General features: G+C 64.9%; 17 protein-coding genes and 1 tRNA gene. 16 read left to right on the top strand and 2 right to left on the bottom strand.

Going from position 1 to position 18,882, the window contains the following annotated elements; genetic code table 11:
- Nucleotides 1-185: 185 nt before the first annotated feature.
- On the bottom strand, nucleotides 186-1,175 hold the full coding sequence (locus NE591_RS11695) for a C-terminal binding protein (RefSeq protein ID WP_173113951.1): 990 nt from the start codon (nucleotides 1,173-1,175) through the stop codon (nucleotides 186-188).
- A gap of 348 nt (nucleotides 1,176-1,523) precedes the next feature.
- On the opposite strand from NE591_RS11695, the gene NE591_RS11700 reads away from it, so the two are divergent.
- The 3 genes from NE591_RS11700 to NE591_RS11710 all read left to right on the top strand — a co-directional run bounded on the left by NE591_RS11700 (nucleotide 1,524) and on the right by NE591_RS11710 (nucleotide 2,743).
- Nucleotides 1,524-1,850 carry a Veg family protein gene (locus NE591_RS11700; RefSeq protein WP_173113948.1) on the top strand — a complete coding sequence of 109 codons (327 nt, stop codon included), beginning with the start codon at nucleotides 1,524-1,526 and terminating at the stop codon, nucleotides 1,848-1,850.
- 68 nt (nucleotides 1,851-1,918) lie between these two features.
- A tRNA-Ala gene (locus tag NE591_RS11705) sits at nucleotides 1,919-1,994 on the top strand.
- A gap of 158 nt (nucleotides 1,995-2,152) precedes the next feature.
- Complete coding sequence (locus tag NE591_RS11710; protein WP_173113945.1) at nucleotides 2,153-2,743, top strand: 5-formyltetrahydrofolate cyclo-ligase; 591 nt, start codon at nucleotides 2,153-2,155, stop codon at nucleotides 2,741-2,743.
- A 250-nt stretch (nucleotides 2,744-2,993) separates the two neighbouring features.
- Here the strand turns inward: NE591_RS11710 and NE591_RS11715 are convergent, their stop codons facing one another.
- Nucleotides 2,994-4,385, bottom strand: a complete 1,392-nt coding sequence (locus NE591_RS11715) for a PLP-dependent aminotransferase family protein (protein ID WP_114549197.1) — start codon at nucleotides 4,383-4,385, stop codon at nucleotides 2,994-2,996.
- Nucleotides 4,386-4,702: 317 nt separating this feature from the next.
- Between NE591_RS11715 and NE591_RS11720 the strand changes: the two genes are divergently transcribed.
- The 13 genes from NE591_RS11720 to NE591_RS11780 all read left to right on the top strand — a co-directional run bounded on the left by NE591_RS11720 (nucleotide 4,703) and on the right by NE591_RS11780 (nucleotide 18,739).
- Entirely contained in the window at nucleotides 4,703-5,329 is a 627-nt protein-coding gene (locus NE591_RS11720) for a 4Fe-4S dicluster domain-containing protein (protein WP_114549198.1), read from the top strand.
- Nucleotides 5,330-5,382: 53 nt separating this feature from the next.
- Nucleotides 5,383-7,923, top strand: coding sequence for a molybdopterin-dependent oxidoreductase (locus tag NE591_RS11725; protein WP_173113942.1), 2,541 nt, complete (start codon nucleotides 5,383-5,385; stop codon nucleotides 7,921-7,923).
- 12 nt (nucleotides 7,924-7,935) lie between these two features.
- Nucleotides 7,936-8,277, top strand: coding sequence for a hypothetical protein (locus NE591_RS11730; RefSeq protein WP_114540294.1), 342 nt, complete (start codon nucleotides 7,936-7,938; stop codon nucleotides 8,275-8,277).
- A gap of 3 nt (nucleotides 8,278-8,280) precedes the next feature.
- Nucleotides 8,281-8,535: a chaperone NapD gene (locus NE591_RS11735; RefSeq protein WP_202427822.1), complete on the top strand. Its 255-nt coding sequence runs from the start codon at nucleotides 8,281-8,283 to the stop codon at nucleotides 8,533-8,535.
- Between the two features lie 159 nt (nucleotides 8,536-8,694).
- Complete coding sequence (locus NE591_RS11740) at nucleotides 8,695-9,669, top strand: NapH/MauN family ferredoxin-type protein (RefSeq protein WP_231699504.1); 975 nt, start codon at nucleotides 8,695-8,697, stop codon at nucleotides 9,667-9,669.
- A 159-nt stretch (nucleotides 9,670-9,828) separates the two neighbouring features.
- Entirely contained in the window at nucleotides 9,829-11,103 is a 1,275-nt protein-coding gene (locus NE591_RS11745; protein ID WP_114540295.1) for an ammonia-forming cytochrome c nitrite reductase subunit c552, read from the top strand.
- A gap of 307 nt (nucleotides 11,104-11,410) precedes the next feature.
- Nucleotides 11,411-12,076, top strand: coding sequence for a cytochrome c maturation protein CcmE (locus NE591_RS11750; protein ID WP_173113939.1), 666 nt, complete (start codon nucleotides 11,411-11,413; stop codon nucleotides 12,074-12,076).
- Nucleotides 12,077-12,079: 3 nt separating this feature from the next.
- Nucleotides 12,080-14,416, top strand: a complete 2,337-nt coding sequence (locus NE591_RS11755) for a heme lyase CcmF/NrfE family subunit (RefSeq protein ID WP_197745942.1) — start codon at nucleotides 12,080-12,082, stop codon at nucleotides 14,414-14,416.
- Nucleotides 14,385-15,134: an ABC transporter ATP-binding protein gene (locus NE591_RS11760; RefSeq protein ID WP_173113936.1), complete on the top strand. Its 750-nt coding sequence runs from the start codon at nucleotides 14,385-14,387 to the stop codon at nucleotides 15,132-15,134. The genes NE591_RS11755 and NE591_RS11760 overlap by 32 nt, the downstream gene beginning before the upstream one ends.
- The gene (locus NE591_RS11765; protein WP_256156718.1) at nucleotides 15,135-15,893 is read left to right on the top strand and encodes a heme exporter protein CcmB; all 759 of its coding nucleotides are present in this window, start codon (nucleotides 15,135-15,137) and stop codon (nucleotides 15,891-15,893) included.
- Between the two features lie 11 nt (nucleotides 15,894-15,904).
- Nucleotides 15,905-16,672 carry a cytochrome c biogenesis protein CcsA gene (gene ccsA, locus NE591_RS11770; protein WP_173113933.1) on the top strand — a complete coding sequence of 256 codons (768 nt, stop codon included), beginning with the start codon at nucleotides 15,905-15,907 and terminating at the stop codon, nucleotides 16,670-16,672.
- Nucleotides 16,673-16,746: 74 nt separating this feature from the next.
- Entirely contained in the window at nucleotides 16,747-16,938 is a 192-nt protein-coding gene (locus NE591_RS11775) for a hypothetical protein (protein WP_114540300.1), read from the top strand.
- Nucleotides 16,939-17,065: 127 nt separating this feature from the next.
- Nucleotides 17,066-18,739 carry a class I SAM-dependent DNA methyltransferase gene (locus NE591_RS11780; protein WP_173113929.1) on the top strand — a complete coding sequence of 558 codons (1,674 nt, stop codon included), beginning with the start codon at nucleotides 17,066-17,068 and terminating at the stop codon, nucleotides 18,737-18,739.
- Nucleotides 18,740-18,882 lie beyond the last annotated feature (143 nt).

An 18,882-nucleotide genomic window follows, 5' to 3' on the forward strand; every position in this document is an offset into this window, starting at 1 on the left:
ACTTCCACATCGCAAGAGCATCGCCGTCCATCCGGGCGGTCTCGCGGATGGATGTTCTGTTGCCTGCGATTATAGGGCAACGCGCGCGGCGGCGGATGCGCTACCCACATTCTGCAAAGGAGGATTTAAGCACATTTTCCAACTGTGGAACCGCACCTGCGACCGTTGCGGCTGCTTGCGTCCGGCTACTTCGCGAGGGCGCGGGAAAGCGCTTCGGGGTTCACGCAGGCCTCGGGGGTGCGGCCGCACACGACGTCGATGGCGTTTTGGGTGCAGCGACGCCGCAGCTCGACGGCGGACTCCTCGGACCAATAGGCGGCGTGCGAGGTGAGCACGGTGTGGGGCGCGTGCATGATGGGGGCGTCCGGCGAGACCGGCTCGTGCTCGAACACGTCGATGCCGGCGCCCCAGAGCTTGCCCGCGCAAAGAGCGGCGGCCACGGCGTCGTTGTCGATGACCGCGCCACGGGAGGTGTTCACCACGATGGCGTCGTCCTTCATAAGCTTCAGGTTGTCGGCGTTCAGCAGATGATGGGTGGCCGGCACGAGCGCCGTGTGGAAGCTGACCACGTCGGCGGTCTTCAGCAGGTTCTCGAGGGTCACGTAGGGGAAATCCTCCGGCGTGAGGCGGCCGGGGTGGCCCTTGTGATCCCACACCACGACGTCGAACCCGAGTCCGCGCGCCTTCCGGGCCACCGCGCGTCCAATGTTGCCGTAGCCCACGACGCCGAAGGTGCGCCCGTGCGCCTGGCCCAGAGGACGGCGGCGATGGAAGTCCCAGATGCCGGCGCGCATGTCGGCATCGATCTCATTGATGCGTCGCAGGCACGCGAGCGCAAGAGCGATGGCGTGATCGCTCACCACCTCGGTGCCGTAGCCGGGCACATTACACACGGCGCAGCCGTCGGCCGTGGCCGCCGCGACATCGATGTTGTCCACCCCGGTGCCGGTCTTGCTGACCACCTTCAGCTGGGGGAGCGCCGCAAACACCTCGGCGGTGAAGCGCCCGTAGGAGGTGATGGCCCCATCGGCTCCGCGCAAATGCTCGATGATCTCGGCAGGCGTACGGTTGCGGGCATCGTCGAAGCTCTTGAACTGGATGCCCGCGGCCTCCACCATCTTCCGCTCGAAGTCGCAATCGCCGAAATCGAAGTCCGTCATCACGATGAGTGCCATGAAATACCTCCCGAAGCGCTTGTTCTCTGGGCAAGCGCCATTGTAGCGGTGCGACAGGCGGTTGCGCCTTCGAACCTGAGCCTCTTCACTGAACGGTAATCCCGTCGCGGCCTTCTAGGGGGCATTAAATTGCAGACGCAGGCAAGGTCGGTAAGCAAATGGTGCGGTCGCACAGGCTGGGGTCTATTCCTCCGTCACTTGTCTTGCGCACCGACTCAGAGGGTAAGTGCGACGGTGCTCCGCTAAAGGCTGTCGCACTTCCCGCGACCGAAAAAAGTTGCGGGGGTTGACAATCGTGGTATGATATGGGGCTGTACTTGTACCGCCAACATGTGAGGAAGTTAGTCAATGGATTTGGCCAAGCAGGCAAAGATCGTCGATGGCATTCATGATACCTTGAATGATTTCGTCGGTCAACGATTGAAAGTGCGCGCCAACATGGGCCGCTCGAAGATCGTCGAGAGCGAAGGCGTGCTCACCCAGGTTCACCCGCAGCTGTTCATCATGGAAGTCGACCGCAAGCGCGGTCGCACCGCTCGTCAATCCTATCAGTACGTCGACGTGCTCACTGGTATGGTGGAGCTGTCCCAGAACGGCGAGCCGCTGTTCGCGCCGTTCGTGGATGAGTCCATGGAGCTGGTGGACTACTCGCTGGAAGAACGTGTGGTCTCTTAAAGCACGCGGTTGACAACCGCTTCGAAATCGGGCAAACTACTGCCTTGCGCGAAAGCGCACACCTTCGTGGGGATGTAGCTCAGCTGGGAGAGCATCACGTTCGCAACGTGGGGGTCGTGGGTTCGAATCCCATCATCTCCACCACGGAAATGACGCGGGCCTCGGGAGACCGGGGCCCGCTTTGTTTTGCTGCCTCCGTAGGGGGCGACCTCGGTCGCCCCTTGTCGGGAGCGGTAGTGGGTTGCAGTTGGGAGGGCGGCGCAAGCACCGTCCCTACGAGGGGCGAGCGGAAGGGGATGTCGATGGATGCAACAACGGGCAAGGCGCTGATGCGGGCGCAGTTCAAAGCGGTGCGCGAGGGGCTGTCTGTGGGGGAGCGGCGCGCCATCGATGAGGCGATCGCGCGGAATGTGGCGGCGCTGCCGGAGTTCGCGGCGGCCGATGCGGTGTTCACCTATCTGAGCTTCGGCGCGGAAGTGGATACGCGCGAGCTCATCCAGCGCGCGTGGGAAGCGGGGAAAACCGTGTGCCTGCCGCGCGTTGTTCCGGGCACGCGCGAGATGCGCTGGTATGCAGTGGAATCCCTCGACAGGCTCGTGCGCAGCTCCTTCGGCGTGGAAGAACCCCCTGACGACCCCTCTCGTGAAGTGCGCCCCGCCGTCTTCGCCTGTCCCGTGGCCCTCGTGCCCGGCCTCGCCTTCGACCGCGAAGGCTTCCGTCTGGGCTACGGCGGCGGCTTCTACGACACGTTTCTGCCTGCTTTTCCCGGCGCCTCCATCGGCCTCATCCGCGCCTGCCAGCTGGTCGAGCGGCTCGCCGTGCGAGACGTCCATGATGCACCCGTCAACATCGTTGCGTTAGAGCAAGGCAGTGCATACGTTGCGAACCGGTAGAAAGGGCTGTTCTCGGACGTTGGTCGTAGCACGAGGCACCTTTTTGCCGCAATCGTAGAAGAACTCCGACAAAAAGACGCTTCGTGCTACGGCTGATGGGTCCAAATCAGACAAAAATCCGTAGCACGACATGGGTTTTTGCCAAAACGAAGTAGCACGAGGGGACATAATGTCCAAATCGGTGGTGATGCTTGGCAAAAAGGCGTGTCGTGCTACGGGTGACGGCTGAGACCGCAGCAGCTATCGCCGCCTACCCGAACCACGCGCGGGCCAGGGCGGCGATGCCGGGGCGGATGTCTGCCTCGGCGATGGAGGAGAACCCTACGAGCACGACGCCCTTGGTGGCGCAGGCGGGGTTGGCCCAGTACTTCTTGGTGGGATACACCGCCACATCGGCGGCAGCCGCAGCGGCCACGAGTTCGTCCTGGCTGCGCCCGTCGCGCACGCGCACGAGCAGGTGAAGCCCCGTGCCGCATTCCAGCACGTCCACCTTGTCGCCCATGTACTCGCGCAGCGCCGCCGTGAGCGCGTCGTACTTGCGGCGGTTTCTCGTCTGCACGCGACGGAGGTGGCGATCCCACGAGCCGTCGGTCATGAAGCGCGCGAGCACCTGCTGGTTGAGCCAGGGCACCGGCGAGTACGAGCTGGCGAAGGCCTCGCGCCATCGCTTAAGAAGGGGCGTGGGCAGCACGAGGTAGTTCATCCGCAAAGCGGGCGAGAGCGATTTCGAGAACGTGCCCATGTAGATCACGCGCCCTCGCCCGTCCATGGAGGCCAGCGGTGCCAGCGAGCGCTCCCGGTAGCGGAAGTCGCGGCAGTAATCGTCCTCCAGAATGTAGGCGTCGGCGGCCTCGGCCCACGCGAGCACGCGCTCGCGCACGTCGGTCGGCATGATGCGGCAGGTGGGGAACTGGCTCGAGGGGGTGAGGTAGGCCAGGCGCGCCCCCGAGGACTCGAGGTCGGAGAGGAACACGCGGACGTCGTCGGTCACCCGGCAGGGCCTGATGGCGAAGCGCGCCCGTCCAATGACCGAGCGCACGCCGTCGTAGCCGGGGTCTTCCATGGCCACGGTGTCCCGGGCGGCATCGAAGAGGGTCAGCAGGTTCTGGACGCTGGTCTGCGTGCCGCCCTGCACGACGATTTGCTCGGGGGTGCAATCGATGTCGCGCTGCGTGACCAGCCGCCACGCAATGGCCGCGCGCAGGCTCTCCTCCCCGAACGGGTCGTTGTAGGCGTCGCAGCCGGCGGCTTCCACCGACAGCAGGATGTCGTCGGTGATGGCCCGCCAGGCGGTGGCGGGGAAGGTGCCGGGCTCCAGGTTGCCATAGGTGAAGTCGTAGCGGGCTTTCCGCCGGGAACCTCCCAGCAGCACGGCGCAGGAGGGTGCCGAGGCGTCCGGCTGCAGGTAGGCCACATTCTGCACGACGTATCCGCTACCGGGGCGGCTTGCCACGTAGCCTTCCTGCACGAGCAGATGGTAGGCCTGCTCGACGGTGTTGCGCGCGCAGCCCAAATCGGCCGCCAGGCCCCGGATGGAGGGGAGGCGCGAGCCGGTGGGGTAGGTGCCGCTCTCGATGCCTTCCCGCATCTGGGCCTCCAGCTGGCGGTAGAAGGGGGTGTCGCTGTGCTCGTCCAGATGCATGGGGCCTCCCGGTTGTGAATCGCGCTCCCTCTCCGCGTTGCCATGGTTGGGGGAAGACGGTTCTTTATTTCCTGAGTGAGAAGCTTAGCAAATGTGGAAGCCCCATGAAGGTGTCCCCCTCAGGTTTTTCAACCGTCGCCATGAAATAACGGGCAACTGTCCCTTCGCGATGGGGACAGTTGCCGTCTAGACTGTGCGCCGAAACAATCCGGTTCGAGAGAGGCCGCCGCGGGATCGCCGGCGAGACGGCTGCGGAAAGAGCGCCGCAACACGCCGCCCGTGTGCCGACCGCACGAACAAACAGAGGGGGTTTGGCTATGCGTTTGACGGGAATCGCCGCCTTGGCCGCCGCGGGCGTCTTCGCGGCGAGCGCGGTCGCCTCTGCTGCGCCGTCGCCATTGCCCTTGCTGCGGCCGCCCGGCGCCGGCGCGCCCGAGCACTTCGCCGCGCGCTGCGTGCGTTGCGGCCGCTGTCTTGAGGCGTGCCCCTACCAGGCCATTCATGCGGCCCCTCTGAACGCGGGGCGCGAGGCTTCCACGCCCTTTGTGAACGCGCGGTCCCAGGCCTGCCGCCTGTGCGTGGAATTCCCCTGCGCGGCGGCTTGCCCAACGGGCGCTTTGGACGTGCCTGCCGAGCGCCGCGACGCCGGCATGGGCGTGGCCGTCATCAACGAGGACACCTGCCTGTCGTTTCAGGGCATGCGCTGCGAGGTGTGCTACCGCGCCTGCCCGCTCATCGACGAGGCCATCACCATCGACTACCGGCCCCGCGAGGGCGACGACATCCACGCGGTGTTCGCGCCGCAGGTGGTGCCCGATGGGTGCCCGGGTTGCGGCCTGTGCGAGCAGCGCTGCCCGGTGAGCGACCCCGCGCCCGCCATTGTGGTGGTGCCCACCGGCGCCCAAGAGGAAACCTACGTGGCCCGCCGCAACGGCGCGGCCTAGCAGATACGCGAAGGCGGGGCGTCCGGCGCCCTCGACCGAAAGGGAGGAACAAGATGGAACTGACTCGACGCACCTTCGTTAAGAGCACCGCCGTGGCCCTCGCCTCGGCGGCCGCTGCCGGCACCATGGCCGGCTGCTCGTCGCTCGCCGGCACCGGCGGGGACGCGGCAACCTCGGGCGGCGACTCCGCGAAGACCGTGGGCGTGTGCCGTTTCTGCGGCTGCGGCTGCGGCGTCATCGTGGAGGCCAAGGACGGCAAGGTGATCTCGGTCACGGGCGACCCGGAGAACGGCTCGAGCCGTGGCCTGAACTGCGTGAAGGGCTACTACTTGGCCGGCGCGCTGTACGGCGAGGATCGCCTGACCACCCCGCTCATCCGTGACGACAAGTCCACCAAGGGCACGCCCGACGGCCTGCGCGAGGCCACCTGGGACGAGGCGCTCGATCTGGTGGCGGGCAAGCTCCGCGACACGTGGAAGGCCGACAAGAGCCGCCTGGCGTTCTGGGGAAGCGGCCAGCAGCCCATCGTGGAGGGCTACTGCACGGCGAAGTTCTGGAAGGCGGGCCTGCTCTCCAACAACATCGACCCCAACGCGCGTCTGTGCATGGCCTCGGCCGTCGTGGGCTTCATGAACGTCTTCCAGACCGACGAGCCGGCCGGCTGCTACGCCGACATCGACGAGACCGACGTCTTCGTCACCTGGGGCGCCAACATGGCCGAGGCCCATCCCATGCTGTACTCGCGTCTGACGGCCCGCAAGCTCGCCGACGAGGCCGTGCGCCACTACGACGTGACCACCATGACCACTCGCACCTCGGCCTCGGCCGACAAGGTGCTCACCTTCCGCCCGGGCAGCGACATCGCCATCGCCAACGCCATCGCGAACTACCTCATCGTGAACGACAAGTACGACCACGACTTCGTGGCCGACCACGTGCAGTTCAAGCAGGGCACCGAGAACATCGGCAACGCCACCGACGACGGCTACGACAAGAGCGACATCGGCCAGGCCGTCGACAATGTGGAGCCCATCACTTTCGAAGCCTTCGCCGCGCGTCTGGCCCCCTACACCCTGGAGTACGCCTCCGAGCTTTCCGGCGTGCCGGCCGAGGATATCCAGGAGCTGGCCGAGGTGTTCGCCGACAAGAGCCGCAAGGTGCTCTCGCTTTGGACCATGGGCGTGAACCAGCACAACCGCGGCACCTGGATGAACCACTGCATTTACAACATCCACTTGCTCACCGGTCGCTACGCCCGTCCCGGCGACGGCGCCTTCTCGCTGACCGGCCAGCCCACGGCCTGCGGAACGGCCCGCGAGGTGGGCACCTTCTCGCACCGCCTTCCCGCCGACCTGGTGGTGAAGAACCCGGATCACCGCCGCTACACCGAGGCCATCTGGGACTTGCCCAACGGATACCTGGACGCCATCGAGAAACCCGGCTACCACACGGTGAAGATGTTCCGCGAGCTTTCCAAGGGCGGTATCGATTTCCTCTGGAGCGCCCACAACAACTGGGCCGTGTCGATGCCCAACCTCACTCGCTTCCTCGGACGCGGCGACCTCACGGGCATCAACGACGCCTTCATCTGCGTGTCCGAGGTGTACCCGACGCTGTCCTGCCAGTACGCCGACGTGGTGCTGCCGGCGGCCATGTGGGTCGAGCGCGAGGGCGCCTTCGGCAACGGCGAGCGCCGCACGGCCGTGTTCGAGAAGGCCGTGGACGCCCCGGGCGAGGCCAAGTGGGATCTCTGGATGCTCATGGAAGTGGCCAAGCGCGTGCTGGCCGGCGAGCAGATCGGTGGCGAGGACGCCTTCGACCACCTGTTCGGCGCCTGGTACGACGCCGAGGCCGGCGCTTTCAAGGGTACCGACCGCGAGGTGTGCTCGAGCATCTGGGAGGAGTACCGCACCTTCAGCAACCCGAGCCTGAACCCGGACGCCGAGGCCATCAACGCCGAGGCGAAGCTGAAGATGGAGGCCAAGCAGCTGGCCCCCTACGAGGAGTACATCTACAACCATGGCCTCACCTGGCCCGTGCGCGAGGTGGACGGGAAGTGGCTGCCGACGCTGTGGCGCTTCTGCGACGGCCCCCAGGAGGACGGCTTCGATGAGTACGGCGTGGAAACCTACGGCGAGCACGACAAGGCCGGCGGCGTGAGCTTCTACAAATCCGCCGACAAGAAGCCCTCGGCGGTGTTCCGTCCCTACGAGCCGCCGGCGGAGGAACCCAGCGACGAGTATCCGTTCTGGTTCTGCACGGGCCGTCTGCTGGAGCACTGGCACACCGGATCGATGACCCGCCGCGTGCCCGAGCTCAATCGCGCGCTGCCCGAGGCGCTGCTGGACATGAACCCGGCCGACTGCGAGCGCCTCGGCGTGACCGACGGCGATCGCGTGCGCCTCACCTCGCGTTTCGGCACCTGCGACATCACGGTGTCCACGGCCGGCCGCACCCGTCCGCCCGCGGGCATGGTGTTCGCGCCGTTCTTCGCCGAGGAGACGCTGATCAACCTGGTGGTGCAGGACACCTACTGCCCGCTTTCGAAAGAGCCCGATTTCAAGAAGACCTGCGTTTCCATCGAGAAGATTTAAGGAGGGGTACCCATGCGGACCATGAAGAAGTCGAAGATGATCTGCGCCGCCGTGCTGACCGGCGTGCTGGGGGCCGCGGCGCTGGCCGGGTGCGCCCAAGAGATGGCCGACACCGGTGCCACCTACAATCCCGGGGAGCCGCCGCTCATGACGGCGAGCCACGAGGGCCGCTACGAGAGCCTGGGCGCAGCCGGCTGCTTCGGCTGCCACGGCGGCAGCGACGAGGTGGAGGTGTTCCTGGCGGCCGCCACGCCGCTGCCTGCCGACCACTACGTGGGCGGGGATGCGTCCACCCATGAGATCGACGGCCCTCGCGCCGAGTGCATTACCTGCCATCCGGTGGCCCAGGAGTAGGTCATGGAAGACGAGAAGGTGGTCATCTCCTCGCTGGTGGTGGAGGCGCGGCCGGAATCGGTGGATGCGGTGGCGCGGGCCCTGGCGGCTATGGAGGGGGTGGAGGTGCACGAGGTGAACGGGTACAAGATCGTCGTCACCATCGAGGCTTCCTCCACCGGCGCCTCGCACGAGATTTCGAGCCGGTTCATTCAGATTCCAGGGGTGCTGAACGTGAATCTCGTGTACGTCAACTTTGAGGATGAGACACTCGGGTAGAAAGTCGCCCAAAAGCGGAGCTGCGGGGTACCTTGATTCGCTCAGACAGTCCTCGCTCGGCGAAACAGCCCACTGGGCTGTTTCGTTCGCTGCGGAACTCGCTCGGTCAAGGCACCCCGTATCTCCTTTGATCATTGCCTTGGTTGGGAGGAATGACCTGTGACTCGGTCTATGGGAAAGATAACGGTTGTGCGGCGGGTGGTGCAGGGTTGCATGCTGGTGCTGTTCTGCTTGCCGCCGCTGCTGGCCGGATGGGGGCTGGCGGGGCTGTTCGCGGGCGGCGACGGGGAAGTGACGACGCCGGCTGAAGGCGTGTTCTTCGGCAGCCTGTCCTCCTCGAGCGTTGCCGGCGTGCCGTTGTTCGACCCGTTGGGCGCCGTGGAAGCGATGGCGGCGTCGCGCGGCTTGCTGGCGGCATCGGCGCTTACGGGCGCTCTGCTTATCGTTGTGGTCTACGGGCTCGTGCGCGGGCGCGCCTTTTGCGGCTGGGTGTGCCCGGTGAACCTCGTCGGCGAGGGCGTGGATGCGGCTCGTCGACGGCTCGGCATTGAAGTGCCCGAGCGCACGGTGCCGCGGCGCGCGAAGATCGGCGTGGCGGCGGCAGTGGTGCTGCTGTCGGCCCTCGTGGGCTTCCCGATTTTCGAGCTGATTTCGCCCATCGGCGCGGTGAACAAGGGCCTCGTGTTCGGCGGCTTCGCCGGGGCGGGCACGCTTTTGGCCATCATTATCGCTGAGCTGCTCGTCAGCCGCCGTCTGTGGTGCCGGGCGCTGTGCCCCTTGGGCGGCACCTTCCAAGTGCTCGGGCGCGCGGGGCAGGTGAACGTCGCCATTGATCACGACGCCTGCATCCACTGCGACAAGTGCACCCACGTTTGCCTCGCCGATCCCGAGATCCTCGCGCCGGCGCTGGTGGGGGAGGATACGATCGTGCGCGCCGGCGACTGCATGGCCTGTGGCGCCTGCGTTGACGTGTGTCCTACTTCCGCCCTGCGCTTCCGCTTTGGGCGCCCCCGCCGTTCCCAAAAGGGTACCGAAAGCGGATCGGCGGGAAGTCGCAAAGACGTTGATGTCGCAGTGACGGTTGCAGCCGGGGGAATCGGCTCGCCGGACGTCCCTTCCCGAGAAGAAATGTAAGCAAGGTGTAACCGTCCCCTTCCTCTGCTGTTGCTGTCCCCATGAATATGAGCGAAACTGTCCCTTTTCGGTGGCGGGATTCACGGCGTAAGCTTGGGCTATCGTTGCGGCCGTCCAGGGCGCGGCCGCCCGTGAGACAAGCGATCAAAAGGAGGGACCATGAAACGATCGACGTTCAAGACGGCGGCCGTCGCGGCAGGTACCGTGGCGCTCGTCGCGGCGCTGGCCGCCTGCGCGCCGGCCGCCCAGGAACCGGCGGCGGCACCGTCCGGGGGAGAAAGCGATGCCCCCGCGGCCGCGGCTCCCGCCGAGACCCCCGAGCCCGATTCCTTCGGCGTCGTGGTGGCGGAATCTTGGAAGGACATCTACCCCAACGAGTACCAAACCTATATGGCCAACGAGTCCAACAGCCCCCAGGGCAAGCAGGACTACCTGACCGAGTACCCGGAGTTGGTGACCATGTACGCCGGCTACGGCTTCGCCAAGGGCTACGACGAGGCGGCGGGGCATCCCTACAGCCTGCAGTCCGTGGCCGAGACGCCCCGCGTGAACGAGAACACGCTGGCCAACTGCATCACCTGCAAGACGCCCCAGTACACCGCCATGGTGAACTCCGAGGGCGATTCGGCCTACCAGAAGCCCTTCGCCGAGGTGCTCATGCAGATGACCGAGCCCATCAGCTGCTACAACTGCCATGAGAACGACCCGACGAAGACCACGGTCACCCAGAAGTTCTTCGTGAATTCCATGGGTTCCGATGTGGATAAGGTCTCCACCGATTCCCAGGTGTGCGGCCAGTGCCACAACGAGTACTACTTCGCCCCCGAGACCAAGGCCACCACGAATCCCTACACGGGGCTCGAGGGCATGACCGCCGAGGCCATCCTCGCCTACTACGACGAGATGGGCTTCAAGGATTGGGAGCACACCGAGACTGGCGCGCCCATGCTCAAGGCCCAGCATCCCGAGTTCGAGACCATCTACGGAGGCGCGCAGTCCTCCATGGCCAAGCAGGGCTACACCTGCGCCGACTGCCACATGGCCCCCGCCAAGGCCGAGGATGGCACCGAGTACAGCTCTCACAACCTGGTGAACCCCACCGAGGATCCGGCCATCATGGAGAAGTGCGAGGGCTGCCACGCCGACCTGCCCGGGCAGATCGTCCAGTGGCAGAAGGAGACCACCGACCGCGAGCACGAGCTGGCGGCCAAGCTGGACGCCTACATCAAGACCCTGGCCGAGCAGAAGGACTCCCTGGATGAGGCCACCCTGGAGCAGGCCCGCCAGATTCACCGCCATGCGCAGTTCTACTGGGACTACGTGATGGTGGAGAACTCCGAGGGCGCCCACAACCCGGGCCTTGCCCAGGAGAACCTCGACAAGTGCGAGGACGAGCTGAAGGCCGGCTACGCCCTGCTGAACATGACCTACTAGAAGGCGCGTCGCGCTCCCTCGCCCCTGCGGCGACGGGGCGCACCGCTCGATAATCGTGCCGGACCGCCCTGCCGGCACCCTCCCCGAAGGCGCGCACCCACCCGCGGTGCGCGCCTTCGTCTACGCCGGTCTTTTCTAAGCAAACTCCTTCTTATTGCGAAACTATGGCGATTGCGCTGATCTGCTGGTTTCGGTGGAATTTGAGGCGCGGTTCTGCGTGGCTTGGGCGATACTGGCCGTTGGTAATTTTTCGGGCCTTCGGGGAGGCAGGTCCACACCGCTTTGGTACCTTAGAAACAGGAGGACTATGAACGCGAAGATGAAGAAGAGGATGATCGCCGTCTCCGGCGTCATCGTCATCGTGCTTATCTTGGTGCTCGCATTCGTGGGGGGCAACACCGCCGCCACGACCATGAGCATCGCCGAGGCCGCCGAGAATCCCCAGGCGGGCCAGAAGGTGCAGGTGTCGGGCAACGTGGTGCAGGATTCCTTCTCCACGAGCAATGACGTGCTCACCTTCAAGATTTACGACCCGGAGGGCGACCCCGCCACGCAGCTGGAGGTGCGCTACGACGGCGCTGCCTCGTCCACGTTCGGCAACGACGTGACCGCTATTTGCACGGGCAAGATCAACGATGCGGGCGTGCTGGAGTGCTCCGAGCTGGTGACGAAGTGCCCGTCGAAGTACGAGAACGCCGACAGCGCCCTTACCGTGGAGCAGCTGCTGGGCTATGGCGAGAGCGTCTACGGCAAGGTTGTGAAGGTGGCCGGCTCCGTGGGGGCCGGGTCGCTGAAGGCCGCGGGCCAGGGCGACCGCTTCATTTTGGTGGACACCGAGGCGGGCGATTCGGTGCCAGTCGTGTTCGAGGGCGCCCTGTCCGACGAGGTGGCCGAGGGCTCTACGGTGGTGCTCACCGGCTCGCTCGGCGATGACGGCAAGTTCGCCGCCACCGATGTCGCGCTGGAGGGTTAGCCCATGTCGATGATCGGACTTCTCGGCCTGCTGGTGGCCTTTGCCGGCTGCGTCATCTCGGTGCTTTGCCTGGGCGTGGCCCACATCCTTTACAAGAAGCGCTCCTTCGAACGCTCGGAGACCTTCGCCTGGGGCGGAAGAGTGGCCGCGGTTCTCGTGGCCGCGGCGCTCACGGTGTGCTGTGCTGTGCTCGTGTGGTGCTTCTTCTCGGGCGACAACACCATCCAATACGTGCTGGACAACCGCTCCACCTCGACGGCTCCTGAGGCGTGGCTGTACAAGCTCGCCGGCCTTTGGGCGGGGCGTCAGGGCTCGCTTCTGTTCTGGGCGTGGCTCATCGCCGTGTTCAACGCCGTGCTCGTGTTCGCCACGCGCAAGAACATCCGCCCGCTCGACAACGGCGCGCTTGCCATTTCCTCGCTCGTGCTGACGGCCTTCGTGTCGGTGCTCCTGTTCTCCGAGGGCAACATGCCCTTCATCGCGACCGACGCGCGCTATTTCACCGGCGACGGCACGCTGTCGGCCATGGCGTCGGCCCGCTCCATGAACGCGCTTCTGGAGCATTGGGCCATGGCGATTCATCCGCCGACGCTGTTCATCGGCTACGCGGGCCTCACCATTCCGTTCGCCTACGCCATCTCGGCGCTCATCGTCAACGACGATTCCACGGAATGGGTGAACCGCTCGACGCCCTACCTCATGTTCTCGTGGCTGCTTTTGGGCGTAGGCATTGGGCTGGGCGCCGTGTGGGCCTACGTGGTGCTCGGCTGGGGCGGCTACTGGGGCTGGGATCCGGTGGAGAACGCCAGTTTGCTCCCGTGGCTCGTGGGCGTGGCGCTCATCCACTCGTTCACGGTGTACCGCCAGCGCGGCGCCTTCAAGCGCTGGAGCGTGTTCTGCGCCTGCCTGACGTTCTGCTTCGTGGTGCTGGGCACCTTCATCACCCGTTCGGGCCTGGTGCAGTCGGTGCACGCCTTCGAGGGCGACCCGGTTTCGCTCGTCATGTTCGGCGCGCTCATCATCTGCTCGCTTCTGGCCGGTATCGTGGGCCTTATCGTGCGCCGCAAGAGCTTCGGCGCGACGGATGCGGCCGATGACGACATCGAGTCGATGATGTCGAAGGAAGCGGCCTACTACGTGAATAACCTTATCATGATCGTGTTTGCGGTGCTTCTGGCCTATATGACGGTGTCCTCGGCCCTGCCGAGCTGGCTGCCCTTCGGCGGCCAGTCGCTGTCGGCCGGCACCTACAATGCCATCGCCCGGCCCTTGGGCATCGCCTATCTGGCCGTGCTCGCCATCTGCCCGCTTCTGGGCTGGCGCCGCACCGACAAGAAGGCGTTCTGGCGGAGTGCCCGCGTGCCGGCGCTGTGCGCGCTTGTGCTGTTCGTCGTGCTCATGATCTATTTCGCCACGTACCTTCTGCCCAGCTACCAGGCCATGATCGACATGGGCGGCACCCAGGCCTCGGGCCTGCTCGAGCAGGGCAACCCCATCTACTACAACGGTCTGGCCGTGGTGGGCTTCGCCGTGGCGAGCCTTCTGTTCTTCAACACGCTGTTCATGGCCGTCCGCTCGCTCAAACGGGTCGATGGCGCCAAGCTGCGCCGCCGCCTGGCCCTGTTCGGCGGCTCGGTGGCCCACGCTGCCATGGGCATCATTTTGGTGGGCCTTATCGGCTCGTCCATGTACGTGACCGAGATCACGGGGTATCTGCCTTACGACGAGGAGAGCGATTCGGTTTCCGAGACTTTCGACATCCAGGACTTCCAGCTCACCTACACGGGCAACTCCATCGATGAGCTCGGCAACGGCAACGTGCGCTACGCGCTCACCTTCGACGTGACGAAGGACGGCCAGTTCGTGGGCACGGTGAACCCGGCCGTGCAGCTGGTGAGCGCCACCCAACAGCAGAAGCTGGAGGCGAGCGTCATTGGGTTCCCGCTGGAGGATCTGTTCGTGGTGTACCGCGGCGTGAACGACGAGGGCGATTTCTCCATGGACGTGCGCGTGAATCCGCTCATCTCGTTCGTGTGGGTGGGCTTCGCTCTGCTCATGGTGGGCTGCCTCATCCCGCTGTTCGCCAAGCGCGCGGAGCGCCGTCGCGGCGGCCCAGCCGTGGGCGATGTGCCCGCTGCTGAGCTGGCCGAGGCCGAGCCGAAAGAGCGCGATAAGGCCTCGCGCGACGTTGCGGCTTGCAAGGGCATCGTCGAGGAGACGGTGGACGCGGAGGTGTCGCTTGTGGAAGATGCCGAGGGCGACGCGGCGGCCGATGCGGACGCGGCGGCAGAGGCCGAGGCCGAGACTGATGCCGAGGCTGACGCGAAGGCGGGGGAGTAGTCCCGTGGAAACGGCGCTTTCCGTCGATCATCTGACGAAGTCGTTCGGCGGTCGCAAGGCCGTCGACGACGTGTCGTTCGCGCTGCCTGAGGGCGCGTTCCTGTCGGTCTTCGGCCCCAACGGCGCGGGCAAGACCACGCTTCTGCGCATGCTCGCTACGCTGTCGCGGCCCACGGAGGGCACGATAACGCTCGCGGGCATCGATGTGAAGGAAGAGCCCGAGCGCGTCCGCGAGGCCATCGGGCTCATCTCGCACAACCCGATGCTCTATCCCGATCTCACCGCCGAGGAGAACCTCCTTCTGTACGCGAAGCTCTACGGCGTGTCCGACCCGCAGAAGCGCGTGATAGAGCTTCTGGACGCCGTGGGGCTCAAGCACCGTCGGCTCGATCGGGTGCGCACGTTCTCGCGCGGCATGACCCAGCGCGTCTCCATCGCCCGGGCGCTCGTGAACGACCCGTCGGTGGTGCTGCTCGACGAGCCCTACTCGGGGCTCGACCCCCATGCCATGCACATCTTCGACGAACTGATCGCCTCGGTGCGCGAGGACCGCACGTTCGTCATGGTGAGCCACGACTTGGACAAGGGCCTGGCCCTCGCGAGCCACGTGCTCGTGCTCGCTCGCGGCCGCGTCGTCCACTTCGGCGAGAAGGATCAGATGAGCCCCGACGAGTTCGCCGACCTGTACCGCACCACCGTCGGGATGGGGGTGAGCTAGATGGAACGCGAATCGGAATACCGCGCGGCTGATCGCGGAGGGATGAGTGGCTCCTGCTGCAAAGCTCCCAGCACCTGGACGCAGTACAAGACGTTGCTCGCGAAGGACTTGAAGGCGGAGTTCCGCACCAAGGACATGATCGTGTCCATGGGCATCTACGCCTTCCTCGTCATCGTGGTGTTTGGCGTGGCGCTCTCCTTCGCCCGCCCGGGATCCGAGTTCCTCGAGGTTTCCGGTGGCCTTCTGTGGGCGCTCGTGGTGTTCACCTCGCTTCTGGGTCTGAACCGCTCGTTTTCCAAGGAGACGGAGAACGGGTGTTTGGAGGGCCTGCTTTTAGCCCCGCTCGACCGAGGCGTGATCTTTCTGGCTAAGGCCACGTCGAATTTGGTGTTTTTGGCGTTGGTGGAAGTGATCGCCGTGCCGCTGTACTGGGTGTTCTTCTCCAGTTTCGCGGCGCCGGCCGATACGGGCTGGCTGCTCGTGGTGCCGCTCGTCGTGGGCAGCATCGGTATCGCGGGTATCGGCACCATGCTCTCCACCATCACGGCGGCCACGCGCGGCAAGGACGTCATGCTGGCGCTTTTGTTCGTGCCCGTGATCTTCCCGCTTCTGTACGCCTGCGTGTCGGCCACTACCTGCGCGCTCGTGGGCGGAGATGTGTTCGCCGACGGGTTTTTCACGTCGCTGGCGCTCGGTGCCGGTTACGACGTGATTATGATTCTGGCCAGCTGGGTGCTGTATGACTTTGTCGTCAACTAAAGGAGGACTGAGTGACTGATAAGAAATTGAAGCTGCCTGAGGTGGGGCAGTGGCCCGACAAGCTGGTGGTGCCGGCGCTCATTGCGGGCGCGGTGCTGTCCACGGTCGGCTTCCTCATGGCGTTCTTCTACGTGGCCCCCGTGGGCGGTGCGGCGGTGAACGGCGCCGAGCTCATCGGGGACGTGATGGTGTCCCAGAAGATGCTCCTGTCCCAAAAGATCTTCTACTTCCATATGCCCGTGGCCATCACTTCGTTCCTTGCCCTCGGCTTCGGGTGCTACTATGCGGTGCGGTTCCTCATGACGAAGAACCAGCGGTTCGACACCTGTTCGCGCATTTGCCTGGAAATCGCGCTGCTGTTCGTGGTGCTCACCATGATCACCGGCGAGATGTGGACCCGCTTCGAGTGGGGCGTGTGGTGGAGCTGGGAGCCGCGGCTGACGACGTATCTGATTCTGATGCTCATCGTGATCGCCTATTTCGTGCTGAGAAGCTCCGTGGACGAGCCCGAGCGCCGCGCCACCTTCGCCGCGGTTGTGGCCATCATCGCCACCATCGACGTGCCCATCTGCTTCATGATCACGCGGCTCATTCCCTCGTCCATCCATCCGGTGGTGCTGCGCGAGGGCGGTATGAGCCCCGAGATGGGCCTGTGCGTGGGCCTGTGCGCGCTCGGCATGCTGCTCGTGGGCTTCGTGCTGTACCGTACGCGCTTCAACCAGGTGCGCCTTACCCAGCGCGTTGAAGCGCTCAAAGAGACCGTCGACGACGAACGTTAGCCCTTGTCATCCTGAGCGAGCGAAGCGAGTCGAAGGATCCCGCTTGAGTCGCCAACCAACGAGAAAGGTCGAACATGAATCCCATTCTTGCCGATATCTATTCCACCATCCTGCCCTCCGCCCCCTACATCATCGCGGCTTACGCGCTTCTGTGGGTGGCCCTGCTCGTGTACGTGCTCATGATCTTCCGCGGCACCAAGAAGGCGACCGCGCAGCTCACGCTTCTGGAAGAGGCCGTTGCCGATAAGCAGGCGAAGAGCAAGTAGCGCGCTTTCACTGAACCAGAAAGCATGAAGAAGGCCTCGGTGTCCTTGTTCGGGTACACCGAGGTCTTTTCTTTGCGCTAGAATGGCAAGTCAATGAGATGCCGTGCAGGAAAGGAGGCGACAGGCCATGGCCTATGGTTCGGCACTGAGTGCGGCAGAGGACGCTCCGGGGACGCGCAAGGCCCGTGGCGCCTTCTTCACGCCGCCCGAGTTAGCGCGCTTCGTGGCTCGATGGGCGATTCGCTTTCCGGACGATCACGTGCTCGAGCCCGCTTGCGGGGAAGCCGAGTTTCTTGTCGCCGCCTCTGATTGCCTGCGGTCGCTGGGCTGCAAATCTGCCGTGGCCGAGCGTAACGTCGTCGGCTGCGAAGTGCACGAGGCCAGTGCCGAGAAGGCCGTCGGGCGACTGGGAGCCTTAGGGTGCTCCGCGAATATCGTCGTCTCTGATTTTCTTCGGCTTGCGCCCGATCCATCTTTCGACGTGGTGATCGGCAATCCGCCCTATGTGCGGTTTCAGTCGCTGTCGTCCGATCAGAAAGATGCCATCGGAGCCATCGCTGAGCGCCACGGCGTTGCCGTAAGCTCGCTCTCGTCCCTCTGGATGCCCTTCGTGCTCCACTCAGTTTCCTTCCTGAAGCCCGGAGGACGCCTCGGCTTGGTTCTTCCCGCCGAATTGCTCACGGTGAACTACGCGGCCCCTCTGAGGTCCTTCCTCATGGCGTCGTTTTCGTCGGTGCGTCTGGCAACATTTGACGAGCCGGTTTTTCCCGAGGTGCAAGAAGAGGTCGTCCTTCTTCTGGCCGATGGCTGGAGGGCAGGGTCATGCTCGTCTATTACCTGGCAGCAGTGCGACGATATTGCCGATCTTGCGTCGGGCAAGCTAGCGCTCTACCAGCCCCCTTCGGAAGGCGCGCGCTGGTCGGGGCTTTTCGCCTCGAGTGACTCGCTTTCCTCGCTGGGCCGGCTTACGGGCGCGGGCGAATTCGTCTCTTTGTCCCAATGGGGCACTCTGTCGCTGGGAGCCGTGACGGGCAACAACAGCTTCTTCGTTCTGAATCAGAGCGAATTCGAGCAATGGGGGTTCGCCTCTGACGACGTGCTGCGCCTTTGCCCGCCGGGCTCGAGGCACTTGCGTCGCTTGGCGTATACGGAAAAGGACGAAGGAGCCGCCGCGGAACGGGGTGCAGGGGTCTATCTCTTTCGCCCTGGCGCTGATCCTTCTGAGGCGGCGCAGCGCTACATTGCCTACGGGGAGGAGCTCGGCGTGCAGAATGCCTACAAATGCCGGGTGAGGAGTCCCTGGTGGCGCGTGCCTGTTGGGGGAGTCCCCGATGCGTTTGTCACCTATATGAATGCTTACGGTCCCAGCATCTGTGCCAATGACGCGAAGGTGCGGGTTCTGAATTCCTGCCACAGCTTGTTCTACCATCCCGAGATAAGCGAGGCGGCGCGTTCGCTTCTCCCCATTGCCTCCCTCAACTCCGCTACGATGTTCGGCGCGGAGATAACGGGGAGGGCCTACGGAGGCGGCATGCTGAAGCTGGAGCCGCGCGAGGCCGGCATGCTGGCGGTGCCCTCGCCTGTGTTGGTGGCCTCGTGCGCCGACGATCTTCGGACCGTCGCCCCCTATGTGGAAAAGCTTCTGGAGAAGCGCGACTACGATGGCGCGATCTCGCTGGTGGACGCCGTGCTCATTCCTCGGACTTCCCTGCAGGAGGTGAGCTTCGTGCAGATGAAATCAAGTGCGACGCTCATGCGCCTGCGCCGGAAGAAGCGTGCTAAGTTCAAGAAGGTGGGGTAATGGATTCCTATCAGAAGTTCGAAGACGCCATCGTGGAGCACTGGGAGGCGCAGGGCACCTCGAGCGTGCGTCGGCCCTATTGGTCCGATGCCGGCGAGCCACTTCTGGAAATACCCCTGTTGGAGAAGCTTCTCACGGTGGCG

It is taken from the genome of Adlercreutzia sp. DFI.6.23 (assembly GCF_024462535.1).
In the GTDB taxonomy this organism is placed as follows: Bacteria; Actinomycetota; Coriobacteriia; order Coriobacteriales; family Eggerthellaceae; genus Adlercreutzia; species Adlercreutzia rubneri.